Source organism: Micromonospora sp. M42 (assembly GCF_000568915.1).
GTDB lineage: Bacteria > Actinomycetota > Actinomycetes > Mycobacteriales > Micromonosporaceae > Micromonospora > Micromonospora chalcea.
Map to the genome: position 1 here is coordinate 4,467,839 of NZ_KK037233.1, position 17,310 is coordinate 4,485,148.

A 17,310-nucleotide genomic window follows, 5' to 3' on the forward strand; every position below is an offset into this window, starting at 1 on the left:
GGAGGTGAGGCGGGGCCGAGCGAGCGCGGCCCCGCCTCACAGGCGCAGCGACTCCGGGGTGTGCAGGCGGAGCATGGTGGCGCCGACGTCACGCGGGAGACGCCGCCGGCTGGCCATGGAGACGAGCACCATCACCGTGAACGCCAGCGGCACCGTCCACGCGGCCGGCTGCGTGGTGAGCGTCGCCGGCCATCCGGTCAGCGGCGGGCCGAGCACGGTGAGCAGGACCGCGCCGACCGCCGCGCCGCCGCCGACCAGCACCCCGGCGGCGGCGCCCAGGTCGGTCAGGCCGCGCCACCAGATGCCGAGCACCAGCAGCGGGCAGAAACTCGACGCGGCCACCGCGAACGCCAGCCCCACCACCTGCGAGACGTCCAGCCCGGAGACGTTCAGCGAGAGCAACGCCGGCACTCCGCCGGCGATCACCGTGGCGAGCCGGAAGCCGCGTACCGAGCCGCGGCCCAGCACATCCGTGGAGATCACCCCGGCGACGCTGGTGAGCAGGCCGGACGAGGTGGACAGGAACGCCGCGAACGCGCCGGCCGCGACCAGCGCGGCGAGCAGCCGGCCGGTGGTGCCGTCGCCGAGCGCCGCCCCGGGCAGCAGCACCACCACCGCGTCGGTCTGGCCGCTGACAAGTAGTTGCGGCGTGTAGATGCGGCCCAGTACGCCGTAGACGGTGGGCAGCAGGTAGAAGACGCCGACGAGCGCCAGCACCACGAGCGTGGTGCGGCGGGCGGCGGCGCCGTCGGGGTTGGTGTAGAAGCGGACCAGCACGTGCGGCAGGCCCATGGTGCCGAGGAACGTGGCCAGGATCAGCGAGTACGTGGCGAACAGCCCTCTGTCGTTCTCCCCCGCCGTGTCCGGCAGCAGCCACTCGGTGGGGCCGGTCGCCGCGCCGGACACCTCCGGCACCGGGTCACCGGCGGCGAATTCGAGGCGGTCGCCGGGGCGTACCTCCCGGATGTCGCCGTCGGGCAGCGTGAGCGTCGCGCGGTGCTCGACCACGACGGTGGTCGCGGTCCGGAACGTCGGCCCGTCGGGCGGGGTCACCGCCGGGCGGGCGTCGGCCTGCCACTGCAACGCCAGGAAGATCGCGGGTACGGCGAGCGCGGTGAGCTTCAGCCAGTACTGGAACGCCTGCACGAAGGTGATCGCCCGCATGCCGCCCAGCGCCACGTTCGCGGTCACCACCACGGCGACCAGCAGCGCGCCGAGCGGGTACGGCGAGCCGGTGAGCGTGGCCAGGGTCAGCCCGGCGCCCTGCAACTGCGGCACCAGGTAGAGCCAGCCGATGAAGATCACGAAGACGGTGGCGAGCGTCCGCAGCCGCCGGGAGCCGAGCCGTACCTCGCAGAAGTCGGGCAGCGTGAACGCGCCGGAGCGGCGCAGCGGCGCGGCCACGAACAGCAGCAGCGCGAGGTATCCGGCGGCGAAGCCGACCGGGTACCAGAGCACGTCCACGCCGTACTTGAGGATCAGCCCGGCGACGCCGAGGAAGCTCGCGGCCGACAGGTACTCGCCGCCGATCGCGGCGGCGTTCCAGGTCGGGCTGATCGCCCGGGACGCGACCAGGAAGTCCGACGTGGTCCGGGCCAGCCGCAGCCCGTAGAAACCGATGCCGACGGTGACCAGCGTGACGGCGACGATCGCCGGGACCACGTACCCGTTGGACATCAGCGTTCCGGCCGTCGGATCAGGTCGACGAAGTCCTGCTCGTTGCGTTCGGCCAGCCGCACGTACGCCCACCCGACCACGATCAGGAACGGGAAGGACACGACGCCGAGCAGCAGCCACGGCAGGTTGACCCCGAGCACCGTGACCCGGCCGACCGAGGGCGCGATGGCGAACAGCCACGGCAGGCCGCCGAGCCCGATCATCACCAGCAGGCTGAGCCGCAACGCGAGCGAGAGCTGGGCCCGCATCAGTCCCTGCACCAGCGTCTCGCCCACAGGGGTCTGCTGGGCCAGTTCGGAGCGGGTGCGGTCGGCCGGGCTGCCGGCCCGGGAGACCTCGGCCAGCACGATCCGGGTCCGCTGCGGGGTGGCGGCCGGCTGCGGGCTCTCCGGCTGCCGGGGGGCGGGCGCCGGCGACGCGCGCGGGCCGGGCACCGGGGCGGTCTCGACGGGCCGCCCCGGTGGATGCTGTTCCTCGGCTCCGGTCACCCCCGGCAGTCTCGCCCGCTGAGCCGAATTGTCAAGACCGCGCCGTTGCGCCCTGTGCACAACCTGTGGATAACGCTTCACCCCTGTGGATAACCCGGTGGACGGCGCGGAGTCGTTGTGGACGACCGGGCGGGGTGTCAGGGTGAGCCGGTAGAGAGGAGGTGTGACAGTGACCAGCCCGGCACGGCCCGGCACCGGCGACGTCTGGACGGTGGACGACCTCCAGGACCTCCCCGAGGACGGCCAGGACTACGAGATCTTCGACGGGAGCCTGCTCGTGTCCCCACACGCCGACGTCCGGCACGGCGCGATCGCCAACCGTCTCCGCCGGCTCCTCGACCGGCAGGCTCCGGCCGGTCTGCTCGTCGGGCAGGACGTCGGCGTCAGCGCGAAGCGCTCCTCCTACTTCGTGCCGGAGGTCTTCGTCGCCCGCGAGGAGGCACTGGAGCGGGGTGGCCCGGCCCTCGCCCCGGCCGACGTGCTGCTCGTGGTCGAGGTCGTCTCGCCCGGCAACGCCGGTCGTGACCTGGTCCTCAAGCGCCACGAGTACGGCGTGGCCGGCATCGCGCGTTACTGGCTCGTCGAGCCGCGCAAGGAGACCCTGACCGTGCTGGAGAACGTCGACGGCCGCTACCGCGAGGCGGCGGTGCTCTCCACCGCCGACGTGTGCCGCGCCGACCAGCCGTTCCCGCTCGTCCTGCCGGTCGCCGAGATCTTCTGAGCGCCCTGATCCCGCCTGGGCGTCAGCCGAGGCCCACCCGTACCGGGTTCGCTGTCGCCGAGCCCAGCCAGGTGTGCGGGTTGCCGAACCAGCACCACCCGAGCTTCGGCGCGCCCTGACTGATCCAGAGCGCGGGCACCCGCCGGTCACCGCAGCGCGAGCCCACCAGCGAGAAGCACCTGTTGCTCGCCAGCGCCGCCGGGTACAGCGTGACGAACGCCAGACCTTCGTCGATGGTGATGGGGAGCCGGTCCTTCGCGGTCATGTCCTCCAGCGCGGCCGACGGCGCCACGTTGCGGTACTCCTCGCCCCGATCCACGTCGAAGAGCAGGTACGCGGGCCCGGCCGGCACCTCCAGCTCCTTGATCGGGTGGAAGGTGGGCAGGTCGTCGGCGGGGAAGTTCCGGTCGAGGATGCCGGGCTTGCGCTTGCCGGCGAGCGTGGTGAGCGCGATCCGCTCCGGCACCGGCACCAGTTCCCGCGTGGTCACCAGCAGGAACGGCACCCGTCCCCCGGTGGGGCCGCGCAGCCCGGCGGAACCGGTGACCGCCGCGTCGCGCAGCGGGCTGAGCAGGGCGCGGAACGTCTCCTCGGTCTGCCCGGCCAGCGCCGGATAGCCGAGTTGAACGAGGCGGTCGAGCTGGCTGTCGAATTCTGCGGCGGCGTCGAAGCGGTCGTCGGACATGCGGTCCCCCACCCTGTCGTACGGTCTGCCGTACATTGTACGCCAGCGTCGGCGGTGGCCCCTCCCTCAGCGACTCCAGTCCTGCTTCGCGGCACGGACCAGCTTGTCCTTCAGCTCCCGGGTGTGCCGGCGGCTGACCGGCAGCTCGGATCCGTCGATCACCACCACATAGCCGGAGTTGACCAGCCGCAACTCGGCGATGAGCCGCAACTGCACCAGGTACGAGCGGTGGATCCGGACGAACCCGGCATCGGCCCAGCGCTCGGCCAGCGTCGCCAGCGAGACCCGGACCAGGTGCGACCCGTCCGCCGTGTGCAGGCGCGCGTAGTCGCCCTGCGCCTCCACCCACCGCACCGCCGAACGGGGCAGCATCCGGGTGGTGCCCGCCAGCTCGATCGGGATGGTCGGATCCTCCTCCGCCCGGGCCAGCGCGGCCGGGTGCGACGGCACCACCCGGGAGCCGATCACCCGGCGCAGCGACTCGGCCAGCCGCTCGGCGCGTACCGGCTTGCGGACGTAGTCGGTGGCGCCCAGGTCGAACGCGTCCACCGCGCCGTCGTCGTACGCGGTGACGAACACGATCGCAGGCGGACGGGCGAACCGGCGCAGCACCCGGGCCAGTTCCATGCCGTCCAGCCCCGGCATCCGGATGTCGAGGAACACCACGTCCACGTCGTCGTCGCGGAGCACCCGCAGCGCCTCTGTCGCGTCCCCCGCCGTGTGCAGCCGGGCCACCCGGGGATCGGCGCGCAGGTGGTACGCCAGCTCGTCCAGCGCGGGCGGCTCGTCGTCCACCGCCAGCACCCGAAGGAACCCCGTCACGAGGAAACCCGTACGCCGGGGTGGAACTTCGGCACCCGCATGCTCACCTTCGTACCCGAGCCGAGGCCGGTCTCGACGACCAGGCCGAACCCGTCCCCGAAGACCGACCGGAGCCGTTCGTCGACGTTCGAGAGACCGACGTGCTGCCCCGGGTCGTCGGCCGGGTCGCTGCCCGCCCCGGACAGCTCGGCGATCCCGGCGGTCAGCGTCGTCGGATCCATCCCCACCCCGTCGTCCTCCACCGTAATGTGACACTCCGCGCCCGCGTCCCGGGCCTCGATGCTCACCATGCCGGTGCCCGGCTTGCGGGACAACCCGTGGCGGACCGCGTTCTCCACGAGCGGCTGCAGGCAGAGGAACGGCAGCGTCACCGGCAGCACCTCGGGGGCGATCTGCAGGCGCACCTGGAGCCGCTCGCCGAACCGTGCCCGCTCGATGGTCAGGTAGCGGTCGATCGAGCGCAGCTCCTCGGCGAGCGTGGTGAACTCGCCGTGCGCCCGGAACGAGTAGCGGGTGAACTCGGCGAACTCCAGGATCAGCTCCCGGGCCCGCTCCGGGTCGGTACGCACGAACGAACCGATCGCGGTCAGCGCGTTGTAGATGAAGTGCGGGCTGATCTGGGCGCGCAACGCGCGCACCTCGGCCCGGGCGAGCCGCTCCCGCGACGACTCCAGCTCGGCCAGGGCGAGCTGGTCGCCCGCCCAGTGCGCGGTCTCCAGCGTGGCCTGCACCAGACCCGGGGCCGGCCGCTCGCCGGCCAACCGCCACCAGCGCGCCGACCACCCGGCCGTCCGCGCGCAGCGGCGCCACCACCGCGCCGCGGACCGGGCAGTCGACCAGGTCGCAGCGCAGCTCCGACTCGCCCAGCACGGTGGAACGCCCGCTGCCGACCGCGCGCCGGGCCGCCGCGACCAGTTGATCGCCGTGGTGCGCGCCCTGCCCGTCGACGGCGAGCAGCGTGTCCCGGTCCGTCAGCGCCAGCCCGGCCGCGCCCACCAGGGCCCGCAGATGGCGTACGGCCTTCGCCGCGTCCGCGGCGGTCAGCCCGGCGCGCAGCGGCTCGGCGGCGAGCCCGGCGGTGTGCAGCCCCGTACGTGGCGCGCTGCGTCGCCGTGGCGATGCCCCGTCGGCCCCAGCCGCAGCACCGCCCAGAGCGCCGCCGCCTCCGCGGTCACGAGCGAGACGACGGCGAAGACGGCGGAGAGGTTGCCACCCACGCAGCGATCCTGCCGGGTGCCGGCCCGGTAGCGCTAGTACGCGCCCTTGCGGGCCAGCACCACGCCCACGGTCCGCCACAGGATGCTCAGGTCGTACGCCAGCGACCAGTTGTCGACGTAGTAGAGGTCGAGCCGGACCGCCTCGTCCCAGGACAGGTCGGAGCGCCCGCTGATCTGCCAGAGCCCCGTCATCCCCGGGCGCACCGCGAGACGGCGGCGCTCGGTCTCCGAGTACGTGGCGACCTCGTCGGGCAGCGGCGGAGGCGGTCCCACGAGGGACATCTGGCCGCTCACGACATTGAGCAACTGGGGCAGTTCGTCGAGCGAGGTACGGCGCAGGAGACGGCCCACGCGTGTCACGCGGGGATCCCTGCGCATCTTGAACATCGCGCCGTCGTTCTCGTTCTCGCCCGCCAGCTCGGCCTTCATCGCGTCCGCGCCGACCTTCATCGAGCGGAACTTCCACATCATGAACGGCACGCCGTTCTGCCCCACGCGCTCGCTGCGGTAGAAGACCGGGCCGCGCGAGGTGAGCTTGACGGCGAGCGCGATCCCGAACAGGAGCGGCGAGACGACGGCGATCCCGAGCACGGCGAGCACGCGGTCGAGGACCGTCTTGAGCACCGGCTGCATCCCGCGCTACCAGGAAAGATCAAACGAGTTGTGGAGGGGGTTGCGTCGCGGGGGTTCTGAGAACGATCGCTGCGTTCCCGTTCCGAATTGTCTTGCTGGGTGAAATTCACTTAAAGACCTTCCGATAACGGCAGCACCCGGCCGCGCGTGCGTGCAGCATTGAAAGACTGTCTCTATAGGTAAGGCGAGGAGAAGAGGGCACGTGGACGGTCGAACCGCACCGCGAGAGAGTCAGAGGCCCCGTCGAGCGGGTATCACGTCAGTAATTTAAACGTGCACGGTACATTACCTGCCCCGAACCACGTACAAGGGCGACCTGGACCCTGGCTTGATTGGTTGACAGTGGAACGGCATGAGCGACATCTCGCCCCACAGCACGTTGATCAGCTGGGGCAGCTCGTCCAGCGACGTGGCCCGCAGGAAGCGGCCCACCGGGAAGACCCGGGGGTCCTGCTTCATCTTGAACAGCATGCCGTCGGTCTCGTTCCGGTCGACCAGACCGGCGAGCCGCTCCTCGGCGTCGACGTACATGGTCCGGAACTTCCAGACCCGGAACGTCCGCCCCTCGTGCCCGACGCGGGGCTGGCGAAAGAAGACCGGCCCGGGGTCGGAGATCCGGATGGCCAGGGCGATGGCGGCGAAGAGCGGGACCAGCATCAGCAGGCCCAGGCCGGCGGCCACCCGGTCCATCAGGTTCTTGACCAGCAGCGCCGGCCCGGACAGGGTCGGCTCCTCGACGTGCAGCAGCGGCAGGCCCTCGATCGGGCGGATGTGCACCCGGGGACCGGCGATGTCGGTGAGCTGGGGCGCGACCACCAGGTCGACGCCGGAGCCCTCCAGCTGCCAGGCCAGGCGGCGCAGCTCGCCCGGCTCGGCGCTGGCCGAGCCGCAGACCGCGATGGTGTCGCCGCCGACCTCACGTACCAGGGCGAGCACGTCGCGGCCCGCGTACACCGGCACCGGGGTCTCCAGGCCGCGGGCGGCGGCGTACCCGTCGGTGAGGTGGATGGCCACCGGGATCAGGCCGACCGACGGGTGCCGGGTGACAGTGGTGTAGACCTCCAGGCACTCGGGCAGCGTGCCGACGAGCACCATCCGGTGCCCGGCGTGCCCGAACCGGCGGCGCAGCCCGTGCAGGGCGGCCCGGGCGATCAGGCGGCCGAGCAGGATCAGCAGCAGCGCGCCGAGCAGCGCGAAGCCGACGGTCCACCGGGACAGTGTGGTCTTCGTCGCGAAGGCGAGGAACGACACGGTCGCTGCGACCGCCAGGCCCGAGCGGATCACCCGCTTGAACTCGTCCGGACCGAGGCCGAGGTAGCGCCGGTCGTACGCCCGGTTGCCCCAGAGGATGAGCACCCAGCCGAGCGGCAGCAGCAGGAACGCCACGGTGTAGAACCACGCCTCGGGCGCGTCCCGGAAACCGGAGGCCGCCTGCTCGAAGATCTGCACGGCCAGGAAGCTGGCCAGAGCCGCCGCGCCGAAGTCGAGCAGCAGCAGGAAAAGGATGTAGGGCCGGTGCCACCGGGAGACCCGGCGCCGGGCGCGGGCCCACGCCGACCGGGGTACGCCGTTGTGCGACGGCGGAGTCGGCGGCTGGATCTCAAAGCTGTCGACGTGCCGCACGCTCTTGCTCCGGCCTCTGTCGGTTACCGGGCGCTGGAGGCTTGTCGTCACCTCAACCCATGTCCTCCCGCATGACCCGCACCCTCACTCGCCGTGAGGATCCGGGTCGCTCACCGTCCCAGTCTCCCACGCGGGCCCGGCCCGGACCGGCCCCCGCGAAGAAGCCGTGCCGCTGGTGCTCGGTGAGATCTGGCCGGCTCCGAATCAGTTGTGAAGCCGGGGACCGAGCCACTATACCGATGGATGACCACTCGGGTAGAGGGGCGGACCCGGACCTTCGGTGATCCCGGGTCGATTCCACTCAGTAATCGCCGGGTGCGGTTACTCACCGTACGAGACGGGACAACCTTCGGTCAGCCAGCGGCTTCCCGCCGGTCTGACATGTGGGGCAGTACTGGAGGCTCGAATCGGCGAACGAGACCTCACGCACCGTGTCGCCGCAGACCGGACATGGCAGGCCCTTGCGGGCGTGCACCTTGAGCCCGGAGCGCTTCTCGCCCTTCAGCTCCGCCGCCCGCTGGCCCATCGACCGGCGTACCGCGTCGCCGAGGACCGTGCGCGTCGCCGCGTGCAGGCCGGCGAGCTGGTCGTCGGTGAGCCGGTCGGTGATCGCGAACGGCGAGAGCCGCGCCGTGTGCAGGATCTCGTCGGAGTACGCGTTACCCACCCCGGCGAGCACCGACTGGTCGGTCAGCACGCCCTTCACCTGGCCCCGGCGACTGCGCAGCCGCTCGGCGAAGGTCGGCAGATCCGCCTCCAGCGCGTCCGGCCCGAGCTTCGCCACACCCGGCACCAGCGCCGGGTCGGTGACCAGATAGGCGGCCAGCTTCTTCTGGGTGCCCGCCTCGGTCAGGTCGAAGCCGGAGCCGTCGTCGAGGCGTACCCGCACCGCTATCGGGCCCTTGCCGGGCCGCAGCGGGGTCGCCGCCGGGAACGCCTCCCGGTAGTGCAGCCAGCCTGCCCGGGCCAGGTGGACCACCAGGTGCAGTCCCTCGTCGAACCGGACATCGAGGAACTTGCCGTACCGGCCGGCACCGGTGATCGTACGGCCGGCGACAGTGCTCGGCGGCGGGTCGTACGTCTTGAGCGCGCTGATCGCGGCGACCTCGAACCGCTCCACGCGGCGGCCCACCGCACGCTCGCGCAGGTAACCGGCGAGCGCTTCCACCTCCGGAAGTTCGGGCATCGTCCAACGGTAGCCTTCTTTCCCGTGAGAATCGTGGTGGCGCACAACCGGTACCGGGAAGCCCAGCCCTCCGGCGAGAACACCATCGTCGACGCGGAGATCGCCCAGCTGACCGCCGCCGGCGTGGAGGTGCTGCCGTTCCTGCGCAGCTCGGACGAGATCCCGTCGATGTCCAAGCCGGCCAAGGCGCTGCTGCCGATCTCGCCGATCTGGGCCCCGAAGGCCCAGCACGACCTCGACCGCCTGCTGACCGAGCACCGGCCGGACGTGCTGCACCTGCACAACCCGTACCCTCTGCTCTCGCCCTGGGTGGTGCGGACCGCGCACAAGCGCGGGGTGCCGGTGGTGCAGACCGTGCACAACTACCGGCAGGTCTGCTCCTCCGGGCTGTACTTCCGCGACGGCGTGATCTGCCAGGACTGCCGGGGCCGGGCGCTGGGCGTGCCGGCGATCGTGCACCGTTGCTACCGCAACTCGCGGGCGCAGAGCGCGCTGATGGCGACCACGCTCGCCGTGCACCGCCCGACCTGGAAGTCGGTGGACCGGTACATCGCGCTCACCACGGCTGTGGCTGATCATCTGCGCGACTACGGCATCCCGGACGAGCGGATCGTGGTCAAGCCGAACGCGGTACCCGACCCGGGCACCCCGGCGCCGGTCGGGAACGGCTTCCTCTTCATGGGGCGGCTCAGCCCGGAGAAGGGGCTGGACCTGCTGCTCGCCGCGTGGCGGCGGCATCCGGTGGGTGCGCTCGGCCCGCTGCGCATCGCCGGTGACGGCGAGCTGCGCCCGCTCGCCGAGGCGGCCGCCGCCGAGCGGCCCGACGTGCACTACCTAGGCCAGCTCGACCGCTCCGGGGTACGCGCGGCGCTGGCCGACAGCTCCGTGGTGCTGGCCACCTCCACTTGGCACGACGTGCTGCCCACCGTGATCATCGAGGCGCTGGCGTCCGGGCGGCCGGTGCTCGGCACCGCGCTGGGCGGCATCCCGTACCTGGTGGGTGCGGACGGCCCGCGTGAGCCCGCCGGCACCGGCCCGGCCGAGGTGGCCACCGCCGCGCCCGGCGACGGGCATGTCGCGTTGCCGGTCGGGGTGCAGCGCGGCGAGGCGGGTTGGGTGGTGGCGCCGGAGGTCGACGCGCTGGCCGCCGCGCTGCCGCTGGCCGCCGCCGAGGCGGGGATGCTCGCCGGTCCGGCCCGATCCCGGTACGAGCGCACGTTCCACCCCGACGTGATCACCAAGCGCCTGATCGACATCTACGCCGGCCTGGCCGCCCCCGGAGGCCGCCCCGCGCGCTGAGCCCAGGTGTGCTGAGCCCAGGTGTTAGGAAGGGCCCCTTTTTATGCACGAGGCGTTAAGAAGGGGCCCTTCCTTACCGCAGGGAGGCGCGGGCGGAGAAGGCGATGCTCGCCAGCAGGAAGCCGCCGTTGACGGTCGTGAACGCGACCATCACCCAGAACGCCAGCGCGGGCGCGAAAGCCAGCACCAGACCGGCCACGAAGATCACCGCGCCGTAGTCGCGGACCAGCTTCACCAGGCGTACCGGGAGCGAGGTCGAGGTGACCATGCTCGCCGCGTTCGGCCCGGACTGCATCACCGACGTCACCAGGTTGACCATCCAGGTGCCGGCGAACACCGCCACCAGCCACACCGGCGTGGACGGGCGCTGCGCCACCGCCGTCGCGCCGATGGCCGCGACCAGCGCGATCTGGGCGGCCACGTCGCAGAGCACGTCGATCCGGGCGCCGGCCGCGCTGCCCTGCCCGGTCACCCGGGCGAGCTGCCCGTCGGCGCAGTCCAGCGCGTACGCGATCTGCCACGCGACCAGCGCGAACAGCCCGACCGCCCAGGCCGGTACGGTGCCGGCGGCCACGTCGTCGGCGAGCGCCACCACGGTGACCGAGGCGGCCAGCCCCAGCACCAGGTTGGCCAGCGTCAGCGCGGTCGGGCGCAACCCGAGGCGCTGGGCGACGAGCGCGAAGGCCGCCCCGATCCACTGACTGATCGACTCGCTGAACAAGCCGCCTCCCCGGTTGACCCGGTGGAAGTCGGCGACTGTGGGACGGGGCTCAGCCAATGTGGTCGCGGAGGGCACCGGCGTAGTCTGCCAGCCGCTCCCGCGTCTCGGTAGCGGACATCGCGAGGTGTTCGAGGATGGTGTAACGGTCCGGCCGGGTGGCCGGCGCGAACTGCACCGCCTCCACGAACTGGTCGTCGGTCAGCTCGACCTCGGCCGGCAGCCGGGGCAGCCCGTGCCGGGTCAGGCAAGCCGCCATCTCGGCGAACCGGCGCTCGTCGCCGCGCAGGTACGTGCAGAACAGCGCGCCGAGCCCGGCCAGCTCGCCGTGCGAGGCGGTACCGGGGAAGAGCGCGTCGATCGCGTGCATGATCTCGTGGCAGCCGCCGCTGCACGGCCGGCTGGTGCCCTCGATCGCCATCGCCAGGCCACTGGAGATCAGCGCGTCGGCGAGCACCGTGACGAAGCCGTCGTCGTTCATGTCACCCGGGTGGTTGAGCACCGCCTCGGCGCCCGCGCGCGACAGCGAGGCGGCCAGCCCGTCGACCCGCTCACCGCGGACCCGCCGGGCCAGTTCCCAGTCCGCCAGCGCGCTGATGTTGCTGACCACGTCGCCGATGCCGGCCCGGTTGTGCCGCTCCGGCCCGGCCTCCACGAAGTCCAGGTCCACGATCACGGCGATCGGGATGTGCACGCCGTAGGAGCCCTTCAGGCCCTCGGTGATCAGGCTCGCCACCGGGGAGGCGATGCCGTCGTTGGCGAGGCTCGTCGCCACCGACACCATCGGCAGCCCGCGCCGGGTCGCCGCGTACTTGGCCACGTCGATCGTCTTGCCGCCGCCGATGCCGACCACCGCGTCGTACGACCGGGCGCGCAGCTTCGTCCCCAGGTCGTCGGCGGCGTCCAGCGTGCCCCCGGCCACGGTGAACACGTCGGCCGAGCGCAACGACGGCCGGATCAGCTCGGCGATCCGTTCGCCCTGCCCCGGCCCGACCACCACGGCGACGTCGCCACCGGCGGAGATGCGCCCGTCGGAGAGGATCGCCGCCAGGTCGGCCACCGCGCCCCGCCGCACGTCGATGTGCAGCGGGGTGAGGACGCTGCGGGCTAGTAGCGGCACGCGATCTCCCGCGCCCGGGCCAGATCGGCGTGGTTGTCGACCTCGACCCAGGAGACGTCACCGATCGGGGCCGCCCGCACCTCGCCGCCGCGCTCGGCGAACTCCTGGTAGCCGTCCTCGTAGTAGAGGTTCGGGTCGCGCCGCCAGGTCGCCTCCAGCGCGTCCGCGAGCGGCTCGGCCACCTGCGGCTCGATCAGCGTCGCGCCGATGTACTCGCCGTACGCCTCGCCCGGGTCCATCAGCTTGGTGATGCGGGTGAGCTGGCCGGCGGCGTCGAAGGTGGTCTTCATCTCCTCCTCGGCCAGCGGCTTGAGCGTGTCCACGGCGAGCAGGATGCCCGGCCCGCGCTCGGCCAGCAGCGTCTTCTCCACGCTCACCGGGTGCACGGTGTCGCCGTTGACGAGCAACACGCCCCGGGAGAAGTACTCGCGCGCCAGCCAGAGCGAGTACGCGTTGTTCCACTCCTCGGCCTTGTCGTTGTGGACCAGGGTGAGCGTGACGCCGTACTTCTCCTCCAGGGCGGCCTGCCGCTGCCGCACCGCGTCGGCCGCGTAGCCGACCACGATCACGACCTCGTTCAGCCCCACCTCGGCGAGGTTGCGCAGCGCGATGTCGAGGATGGTGGTCTCCCCGTCGACCGGCACCAGGGCCTTGGGCAGGGTGTCGGTGTACGGCCGCAGCCGGCGCCCCGCTCCCGCGGCGAGCACCATCCCGATCATGCCGACACGCTCCTCTTCTCGACCCGATTCCACCCGGCGAGGATATCGCCGGGCGCCGACCGGCAGTGGTTCAGCCCGTCAGCCCGATCGAACGCAGCGCGGCGAAGCCGTCCTCGGCGATCCGCCGGATCAGCCCGTCGTTGACGTTCCGGTGCTCGTCGAGCAGGTCGACGTCCGACTCCGCCAGCCAGCGGAACTCGGTGTGCTTGCCGGCCTCCAGCCGAGGGCGGCTCAGGTCGCCGTCCACCCGGACCAGGAAGTCGGTCTCCACCCGGGTCAGCCCGTCGTCGGCGGTGTAACGGTATTCGCCGACCAGGCCGAGCACGTGCGACACGGACCAGCCGGTCTCCTCGGTGACCTCCCGGCGCAGCGCGTCGTCGATCTCCTCGCCCGGTTCGAGGTGGCCGCCGACGATGTCCCAGCAGTTCGGGAAGAGGCGTCGGTCGGGGGATCGGCGTTGGATGAAGATGCGGCCGTCGTCGTCGACGATCAGCGCGCCGGCGCAGCGCAGGGGCTCGGTGGGCACCCTCCGACAGTAGCCATCCGCGCCGCCTCCGGCGATGCCCGTCCTTGTCCCGGTACGCATAGAGGGCCCACCATGTCCGTACTCAGTCGCCGTCCCACAGGGGTGATGTGTGATGCAGGTACGCGAAGCGATGTCCAGCGAGGTACTCGTGGTCGGGCCGGAGCACACGCTCCGGCAGGCGGCCCGGATGATGTCGGCCCGCGGTGTCGGGTCGGCGGTCGTGATCGACCCGGACTCCGAAGGGGTCGGGATCATGACCGAACGCGACGTGCTGAAGGCGATCGGTGCCGGGCTCGACCCGGATGTCGAGCGCACCGGCGCGCACCTGACCTGGGACGTCGTCTACGCCGGCCCGGACTGGACGGTCGAGGAGGCCGCCGCGGCGATGGCCCGGGGCGGTTTCCGGCACCTGGTCGTGCTCGACGGGCGTGAGGTGGCTGGAGTGATCTCGGTACGGGATCTGATGCGGGTCTGGGCGGGGCAGCACGCGCCGACCCGGAGCTGAACCGGGCCGGCGCGACGGGCGCCGGAGAAGGGCGATGGCCCGGCCGATACCGGCCGGGCCATCGTCGTGTGTGTTCTGTTTCGGTCGTGCCGCCCGTCAGGGGCCGACGAAGACCGAGGTGCCGCGCCAGTCCACGTCGTCGACGCTCGGACCGCTGCGCACCGTGGCGGTACCGGTCGGCACGCCGCCCGACCACGCCATCGAGGCGAGGTTGCCGGTGCTCCGGGAGACGACGTAGAGCGTGTCGCCGTCCAGGAACAGGCCGCCCGCGTCGGCGAAGCCGGTGGTGCCGGTGACCGTGTTGCGCTCGGCGCCGACGGTGCCGGTGTCCGGCGCGAACCCGCGCCAGAACAGCGTGCTCTGACCGGCCAGCGAGTAGTAGACCCGGCCCTTGGAGTAGAACATCGCGGTCACGTTCGGCAGTTCGGCGGAGAAGTTGCCGGTCATGCCGGCGTAGGTGGAGCCCTCCGGCGCGGAGCCGGTGACGACCAGGTCCCACTTCGCGTCGTGGTACGGGTCCAGCTTCTTCGCGGTGCCGAACTCGGTGCCGTCGAACGAGCGCTTGTAGAGGTCGCCGCCGACGCCGTAGAACAGGTCACCGCCGACCCAGAACGCGCCCTTGATGTTCGACCAGCCGGTGTTGTCGCCGTTCGGCACCGACATCGCGTTGCCGACCGAGGACGCGCCGTCGTACGTCCGCTTGGTGATGCTGTCCACCGTGGTGGACGGCGGCACCGGCGGCAGCTTGACGATCTCGATGGCCTGCACCAGCGGGTTCTCCAGGACGCGACCGAAGTCGATGTCGATGTTGCCGTCACTGGTGACCGGGAACGCCCGCATGGTGCCCCGGTTGGTGGCGCCGATCGCCGTGATCGGGTCGAAGTTGCTCAGCTTGACGACGCCGTCGATGCTGACGTTGAACTTGCGCTTGCCGGCGGTGGCGGTACCGGCGTAGCGGTTCGCCAGGTAGAGGCGCACCTGCACCGGCGTGCCGGCCGGAACCGGGAAGTCCCACTGCATGTCCGGCGCGGTCGACTCGTCCCACCGCTCCGAGTTGAACAGCTCGACCGGCGTGCCGGCCGGCACGGTGGCGTCGAGCGCGGCGTTGGTGGGGTAGCTGGTCACCTGGCTGCCGGTGTTGTGGTAGGTGCTCGGCGCGGCGGCGGTGTCCGCAGCCCAGGCCGGCCCGCTCGGCGCGGCCATCTGGTCGCCACCGGCGTTGACCCGGTAGAGCACGTCCGAGGCGTCCGGGGTGGGCGCGGTCTTGACGATCTCGATGCCGTGGACCAGCGGGTTCTGGACCACCCGGCCGAAGTCGATGTCGACCACGCCGTCGCTGACCAGGGAGATCGACTGCATCGTGCCGCGGTCGGTGCCACCGGCGGCCACGACCGGGTCGAAGTCGTTCAGCTTGAGCACGCCGTCGACGCTGACGTCGAACTTGCGGTTACCCGGCTTGCTCGTGCCGGACCAGCGGTTGGCCATGTAGATCCGGACGTCGATCCGGGTGCCGGCCGCGACCGGGATGTCCCACTGCATGTCCGGCGCGGTCGACTCGTCCCACCGCTCCGAGTTGAACAGCGTGGCCGGCGTGCTCGCCGGCACGGTGGCGTCGAACGTGGCGTTCGTCGGGTACGTGGTCACGCTGTTGCCGGTGTTGTGGTACGGGCTCGGCGAGGCCTCGCTGTCGGCGGCCCAGTCCGGCCCGCCGTCGGTGGCCGGGATGGCCGGACCGCCGGCGTTGACCCGGTAGAGCACCTCGGTCTGCGCCGCGCGACCGGCCTGGTAGACGTTGCCCGGCAGGCCCTTGGTGCTGGTCGAGTGCGGGGCGTTGCCACCGGCCAGCGGGAAGAACGCGAGCCGCTTGCGCTGGTAGTCGAAGTCGCCGATGTACTCCTGGTCGCTGCCCAGCCAGAGCCCCTCCGGGGTCACCAGCATCTCGGTGACGCCGTAGCCGCGCGGGTGGCGGCCCGGGTTCCAGGACAGCGGCAGGCCGCTGACCGGGTCGAGGGCGGCGATGCTGGCACGCGGCACCGCGCCCGGTCCGGCCTTGTCCCGGGCGAGCGGGTTGTTCGACCAGCGGAAGTGGCCGCCGACGTAGATGGCCTTCTCGCTGATGCCGACGGAGAGGAAGGTGTCGCCGCCGCTGAAGTTCGTCCAGGTCGGCTTCTGGCCGGCGCCGGTGGCGTCGGTCTCCCAGCGGGCTGCGGAGTCACAGAGCGTGCCGGGGTAGGACGCGCCGGTGGTGACCACCACGAAGTACTTGCTGTCCGGGGAGAACTGGACGTCGCGCACCCACGAGTCGAACGCGGTGTACTTGCAGGCCGCGGCGTAGCTGTCGGTGTTCCAGTCGGCGATGGTCGCGGAGTTCTCACCGAGGTTGATCCGCACGATCTGGTCGTGCACGACGCCGTCGGCCTTCTTGAAGTTGCCGATGACCACGAGGTGCTTGCCGTCCGGCGAGACGGTGAACTTCTCCACGCCCACACCGGCCGAGGCCCCGTTGTTGGTCGGGGTCCAGTTGTGGTTCTCGGTCAGCGCCACGGTGAGGTAGTCGTCCACCGCGCCGGTGGTCGGGTTCAGCGAGGCCAGCCCGTTGCGGTTGGTCGTCGCGGTGACGGTGGTGAAGATGCCGCCGACGAGCAGGTGGCCGTCGACGAGCGCGATGTCGCTGACGGTGCCGTTGAACGCCGGGCCCTTGAACCCTTCGACGGGGGTGCCGTCGGCGACGTTCAGCAGCGCCAGCTTGCGGAAGTTCTTGTCGCCGACCTTGTTGAACTTGCCGGCCACGTAGACGGTGCCCGGGGTCGGGCCGGCGATGATGGCGGTGACGTCGTTGTCCAGCACCGGCGCGAACGCATTGTCGATCTTGCCGGTGGCCTTGTCGAAGGCGAGCAGCCCGCGCCGGTCGACCGGAGTGGGTGAGGAACCCCGGTTCTGCGCGTTGGTGAACGAGCCGCCGACGATCACCTTGCTGCCGGCGTCGTGGATGGCCACCACGTTGCCGTCGTTGATGTTCGGCGTCTTGTCCGACGGCACCTCGCCGACCATCGTGCTGTGGTCGGGCGCGGGCGCGGTGGTCGGCGCGGCGAGCGCCGGCACCGGTGTGAACAGGGTGGCGATGCCGAGTACGGCAGCGCCGAAGGCGGACACCGAGCGGTGTCTCAGGATCGAGGAAGCCACAGGCTACTCCGGGGGGAATACGTCGGAGGCGCTGCGATCGTGGCCGGTGCCGACTTGAGGCGGGGCGTCACTCGACCGACCGCAGACGTGAGAGCAATACCTTCTCGCATTCGCCGGTCGCGCGTCCACCCGGGATCGGCCTTTTTGGCCGAGGAAACGGCCCGGGTCGCACGAAAAGACGAGCGACT

General features: G+C 71.7%; 13 protein-coding genes and 3 pseudogenes. 3 read left to right on the forward strand and 13 right to left on the reverse strand.

Annotated elements, in window-relative coordinates; translation table 11 throughout:
- Nucleotides 1-36 precede the first annotated feature (36 nt).
- On the reverse strand, nucleotides 37-1,677 hold the full coding sequence (locus tag MCBG_RS20615) for a sodium/solute symporter (RefSeq protein ID WP_043327747.1): 1,641 nt from the start codon (nucleotides 1,675-1,677) through the stop codon (nucleotides 37-39).
- A complete protein-coding gene (locus tag MCBG_RS20620) occupies nucleotides 1,677-2,027 on the reverse strand; it encodes a hypothetical protein (RefSeq protein ID WP_051611565.1) in 351 nt (116 codons plus the stop codon). The genes MCBG_RS20615 and MCBG_RS20620 overlap by 1 nt, the downstream gene beginning before the upstream one ends.
- A 307-nt stretch (nucleotides 2,028-2,334) precedes the next feature.
- Between MCBG_RS20620 and MCBG_RS20625 the strand changes: the two genes are divergently transcribed.
- Entirely contained in the window at nucleotides 2,335-2,886 is a 552-nt protein-coding gene (locus tag MCBG_RS20625) for a Uma2 family endonuclease (protein WP_043327749.1), read from the forward strand.
- Nucleotides 2,887-2,908: 22 nt separating this feature from the next.
- On the opposite strand, the gene MCBG_RS20630 is transcribed toward MCBG_RS20625, so the two are convergent.
- The 6 genes and pseudogenes from MCBG_RS20630 to MCBG_RS20655 all read right to left on the reverse strand — a co-directional run bounded on the left by MCBG_RS20630 (nucleotide 2,909) and on the right by MCBG_RS20655 (nucleotide 9,052).
- Nucleotides 2,909-3,571, reverse strand: coding sequence for a DUF5701 family protein (locus MCBG_RS20630; RefSeq protein WP_223201279.1), 663 nt, complete (start codon nucleotides 3,569-3,571; stop codon nucleotides 2,909-2,911).
- 66 nt (nucleotides 3,572-3,637) lie between these two features.
- A complete protein-coding gene (locus MCBG_RS20635) occupies nucleotides 3,638-4,393 on the reverse strand; it encodes a LytR/AlgR family response regulator transcription factor (protein WP_043327751.1) in 756 nt (251 codons plus the stop codon).
- Nucleotides 4,390-5,610, reverse strand: a pseudogene (locus tag MCBG_RS20640) (histidine kinase). Before MCBG_RS20640 ends, MCBG_RS20635 begins: the two are co-directional and overlap by 4 nt.
- Before the next feature lie 33 nt (nucleotides 5,611-5,643).
- Nucleotides 5,644-6,249, reverse strand: a pseudogene (locus MCBG_RS20645) (sugar transferase); the annotation flags it as partial.
- 345 nt (nucleotides 6,250-6,594) lie between these two features.
- A pseudogene (locus MCBG_RS20650) lies at nucleotides 6,595-7,866 on the reverse strand (sugar transferase); the annotation flags it as partial.
- 325 nt (nucleotides 7,867-8,191) lie between these two features.
- Nucleotides 8,192-9,052 (reverse strand): Fpg/Nei family DNA glycosylase, encoded by an 861-nt coding sequence (locus MCBG_RS20655; RefSeq protein ID WP_043327752.1) that lies wholly within the window; start codon nucleotides 9,050-9,052, stop codon nucleotides 8,192-8,194.
- Between the two features lie 24 nt (nucleotides 9,053-9,076).
- Here MCBG_RS20655 and MCBG_RS20660 point away from each other — a divergent pair, with 24 nt between their 5' ends.
- A complete protein-coding gene (locus tag MCBG_RS20660; protein WP_043327753.1) occupies nucleotides 9,077-10,351 on the forward strand; it encodes a glycosyltransferase family 4 protein in 1,275 nt (424 codons plus the stop codon).
- 73 nt (nucleotides 10,352-10,424) lie between these two features.
- Here the strand turns inward: MCBG_RS20660 and MCBG_RS20665 are convergent, their stop codons facing one another.
- From MCBG_RS20665 to MCBG_RS20680, 4 genes are all read right to left on the reverse strand, one after another.
- Nucleotides 10,425-11,147 carry a CDP-alcohol phosphatidyltransferase family protein gene (locus tag MCBG_RS20665; protein WP_043327754.1) on the reverse strand — a complete coding sequence of 241 codons (723 nt, stop codon included), beginning with the start codon at nucleotides 11,145-11,147 and terminating at the stop codon, nucleotides 10,425-10,427.
- Nucleotides 11,122-12,189, reverse strand: coding sequence for an iron-containing alcohol dehydrogenase family protein (locus MCBG_RS20670; RefSeq protein ID WP_043327755.1), 1,068 nt, complete (start codon nucleotides 12,187-12,189; stop codon nucleotides 11,122-11,124). Before MCBG_RS20670 ends, MCBG_RS20665 begins: the two co-directional genes overlap by 26 nt.
- Complete coding sequence (locus tag MCBG_RS20675) at nucleotides 12,177-12,908, reverse strand: phosphocholine cytidylyltransferase family protein (protein WP_043327756.1); 732 nt, start codon at nucleotides 12,906-12,908, stop codon at nucleotides 12,177-12,179. Before MCBG_RS20675 ends, MCBG_RS20670 begins: the two co-directional genes overlap by 13 nt.
- Before the next feature lie 70 nt (nucleotides 12,909-12,978).
- Nucleotides 12,979-13,434: an NUDIX domain-containing protein gene (locus MCBG_RS20680; protein ID WP_223201280.1), complete on the reverse strand. Its 456-nt coding sequence runs from the start codon at nucleotides 13,432-13,434 to the stop codon at nucleotides 12,979-12,981.
- A 112-nt stretch (nucleotides 13,435-13,546) separates the two neighbouring features.
- On the opposite strand from MCBG_RS20680, the gene MCBG_RS20685 reads away from it, so the two are divergent.
- On the forward strand, nucleotides 13,547-13,939 hold the full coding sequence (locus MCBG_RS20685) for a CBS domain-containing protein (protein WP_030499400.1): 393 nt from the start codon (nucleotides 13,547-13,549) through the stop codon (nucleotides 13,937-13,939).
- A 96-nt stretch (nucleotides 13,940-14,035) separates the two neighbouring features.
- On the opposite strand, the gene MCBG_RS20690 is transcribed toward MCBG_RS20685, so the two are convergent.
- Nucleotides 14,036-17,122, reverse strand: coding sequence for a malectin domain-containing carbohydrate-binding protein (locus tag MCBG_RS20690; protein ID WP_043327758.1), 3,087 nt, complete (start codon nucleotides 17,120-17,122; stop codon nucleotides 14,036-14,038).
- Nucleotides 17,123-17,310 lie beyond the last annotated feature (188 nt).

Bases quoted from the DNA above. Each gene is read 5' to 3' on its own strand.
- MCBG_RS20655 (WP_043327752.1), bottom strand. From the start codon at position 9,052: ATGCCCGAACTTCCGGAGGTGGAAGCGCTCGCCGGTTACCTGCGCGAG.
- MCBG_RS20675 (WP_043327756.1), bottom strand. From the start codon at position 12,908: ATGATCGGGATGGTGCTCGCCGCGGGAGCGGGGCGCCGGCTGCGGCCG.
- MCBG_RS20685 (WP_030499400.1), top strand. From the start codon at position 13,547: ATGCAGGTACGCGAAGCGATGTCCAGCGAGGTACTCGTGGTCGGGCCG.
- MCBG_RS20630 (WP_223201279.1), bottom strand. From the start codon at position 3,571: ATGTCCGACGACCGCTTCGACGCCGCCGCAGAATTCGACAGCCAGCTC.
- MCBG_RS20615 (WP_043327747.1), bottom strand. From the start codon at position 1,677: ATGTCCAACGGGTACGTGGTCCCGGCGATCGTCGCCGTCACGCTGGTC.